Source organism: Candidatus Obscuribacterales bacterium, from assembly GCA_036703605.1.
In the GTDB taxonomy this organism is placed as follows: Bacteria; Cyanobacteriota; Cyanobacteriia; order RECH01; family RECH01; genus RECH01.
This window is the reverse complement of sequence record DATNRH010000124.1, coordinates 1-3,053: the sequence shown is the minus strand read 5'-3', so window position 1 is coordinate 3,053 and position 3,053 is coordinate 1. Positions and strand designations below refer to the sequence as shown.

At 55.9% G+C, this 3,053-nt stretch carries 2 protein-coding genes; one reads left to right on the top strand and one right to left on the bottom strand.

All coding sequences use genetic code 11. The features are described from left to right. Nucleotides 1–41: 41 nt before the first annotated feature. A complete protein-coding gene (locus V6D20_02595; GenBank protein ID HEY9814682.1) occupies nt 42–635 on the bottom strand; it encodes a TetR/AcrR family transcriptional regulator in 594 nt (197 codons plus the stop codon). Between the two features lie 406 nt (nt 636–1,041). Between V6D20_02595 and V6D20_02590 the strand changes: the two genes are divergently transcribed. Then, nucleotides 1,042–3,053: glutamate synthase central domain-containing protein (locus V6D20_02590; GenBank protein HEY9814681.1), on the top strand; the 2,012-nt coding region annotated here is incomplete at its 3' end.

The following is a 3,053-nucleotide window of genomic DNA, read 5'->3' as shown; positions in this document are numbered from 1 at the left end:
CCATCGGCAGTTTGGTGGCGATCGCCTTCAGTCCATGGGGATCAAGACCGCTGCAACTGATCGATATAGTCGTTCAAGTGCGCCTGGACTCGCTGCAGATGAATGCGATCGCCGTAGAGCTGGGTGAGCATCAGGGCTCCTTCGAGGGTGGCGATCAGCAACGTCGCCACTCCATCGGCTTGGATCTCTGGCTGCAGATCCCCTGCCGCCACCCCTTTTTCCACAATCCGACGGATCAGCTTACGCCACTCGTCCATGGCGGCCTGCACCCGCTGGCGCAGAATCGGGTGGGTGTCATCACTCTCGATGGCGGTGTTGAGCAATGGGCAACCCCCTTGAATGGGTGGATCATCTAGGTTGGTCACAAAGGTATGAACGACAGCCTTGAGACGGGCGATCGCCCCTCGGTGGTCTTTCAGAACCTGGATATAACGGCGGCTAACTTGGTGAACCGCAAACTCAAAGGCGGCGATCGCTAACTCGTCTTTGCTGGCAAAGTGGTTGTAAATGCCGCCCTTTTTCAGCCCGGTTGCCTGCATAATGTCTGCCATGGATGAGCCAGCATAGCCCTGCTGGTTAAACACATCCGCTGCTTGCCGGATGATGGTTAATTTGGTTTCTGCAGCTTTTGCCATGGGTAGGATTTATCTAAGAGACCGATCGGTCTTTTTAGAAAAGTATCAAAGAAAAAAGAGTTTGGCAAGAGCCCATGGTGGGCTGTTCTCTCATCGGCTAGTCCCGTTATGGGACTAGTCCGAGTTACAAGGCTCTAGACCTGCATCCATAGGCTAATGCATGAAATCGGATTTAAAAATGTCGTGATTTGATGAAAAACAGGGCCCACTTGGGTTTCAATTGCAAAGAAATAATGCAGACATCCCCACTAGACTCTGACGATTTTATTAAGAGGCAGTAGCGAATCGGTTTCTTGTTAGAGAATACGAGTCTAACGATGAGCAGCGATCATCCGAAGAAACCTAGAATATTCATCAGGTTCTGATAGAGTTCTAGGGGTTTCCTGTCGTGATCAATCCTTGATAAATGAACAGTCACACTCCGCCGCCGAAACAGGGCCTTTACGACCCCCAATTTGAACACGATGCCTGCGGGGTCGGGTTCGTGGTGAACATGAAGGGGGCTCAGTCTCATTCCATTGTTGACCAAGCATTGACGATCCTTTTGAACTTAGATCACCGGGGTGCCGTTGGGGCTGAACCCAATACCGGTGACGGGGCTGGGCTCCTCACTCAGGTGCCCCATCGCTTTATGCAAAAGGTGGCCGGTCAGCTTGGTTTTGATCTACCTACACCGGGGCAATACGGCGTCGGGATGATTTTTTCCTCCCCCGATCCCGCTGTGCGGCAGCGCAGCCGTGAGGTCTTTGCCCAGGTAGTTGAGGAAGAGGGGCAAACGGTTATCGGTTGGCGGGATGTACCTACATGCAACGACACCTTGGGCGAAACGGCCCGGGCCAGTGAGCCGTTCATGGAGCAGGTGTTCATCCAGCGCCATCCTGGTCTAGACGACGATTGGGCCTTTGAGCGCAAGCTTTATGTAATTCGCAAGCGGGCCTACGTGGCCATTCGGGTGGCGGGGATCAATGCCTTTTGGTATCCCAGCAGCATTTCCTGCCGCACTATTGTCTACAAGGGCATGTTGATGCCGGTGCAGGTGGGGCAGTATTACCCCGATCTCCAGGATCCGGATTTTGCCAGCGCCCTCGGTCTGGTTCACTCTCGCTTCAGCACCAATACCTTCCCCAGTTGGGAGCGGGCCCACCCTTACCGCTACATTGCCCATAACGGTGAGATCAATACCCTGCGCGGCAATATCAACTGGATGCATGCCCGCCAGGCGATGTTTGAGTCGGACTACTTTGGGGATGATCTGAAGCGGGTGCAGCCGCTGATCAATATTGAGGGCAGCGACTCGACGATTTTTGACAATACCCTAGAACTGCTGGCCCTGACCGGGCGATCGCTCCCCCATGCCGTCATGATGATGATTCCTGAACCCTGGTCGGGGCATGAGTCGATGAGCGCTGAGAAGCGGGCGTTCTATGAATACCACTCTTGCTTGATGGAGCCCTGGGATGGGCCGGCGTCGATTGCCTTTACCGATGGCACCATGATGGGGGCGGTGCTCGATCGCAACGGTCTGCGGCCCGCACGATACTACGTCACCAAGGATGATTTGGTGATCATGGCCTCGGAGGCCGGGGTGTTACCAATCGAGCCGGAACGCATCGCCTATAAGGGACGGCTGGAGCCGGGGCGGATGTTCTTGGTGAATATGGAGGAAGGGCGGATTGTCTCCGATGAGGAGCTGAAGCAGCAGGTGGCCACCGAACAGCCCTATGGTGACTGGCTGGATCAGTATTTGGTGGAACTGGGTCAGCTTCCCGATGCGCCGGTGCCAACCCTTGAGTCTACGAACCTGCGGCAGCGGCAGATTGCCTTTGGCTATACCTTTGAGGAGCTGCGTCTGTTGCTGATGCCCATGGGGCAAACTGGGGTGGAAGCGATCGGGGCTATGGGAACCGATACGCCCTTGGCGGTGTTGTCGAACCGGCCGAAGCTGCTCTACGACTACTTCCAGCAGTTGTTTGCCCAGGTGACTAATCCCCCCATTGACTCGATTCGGGAAGAAATCGTCACCTCCCCGATCACCACCATCGGCAGCGAGCGCAATTTGCTGAAGCCAGAGCCGCAAAGCTGTCAGTTGATCAAGCTGAAAACGCCGGTGCTCAGCAATGAAGACTTGGCCAAGCTCAAGGCTCTAGAGACAGGCCCCTTCCAGTCGGTGACCCTGCCGATTACCTTCTCAGCCGAGGCGGGAGTGACGGGTCTGGAGGCCGCGTTAGAGGATCTCTATCGTCAAGCAGATGCAGCGATCGCCTCAGGAACGGCCTTGATCATCTTGAGCGATCGCGCTGTGGATGCCGACCACGCTGCGATTCCGGCCCTATTGGCCGTGGCGGGGCTACACCATCACCTGATCCGCACTGGCACTCGCACCCGCGTGGGGCTGGTTCTAGAATCGGGCGAACCCCG

Coding starts and splice junctions, on each gene's coding strand:
- V6D20_02595 (HEY9814682.1), bottom strand. CDS start 635: ATGGCAAAAGCTGCAGAAACCAAATTAACCATCATCCGGCAAGCAGCG.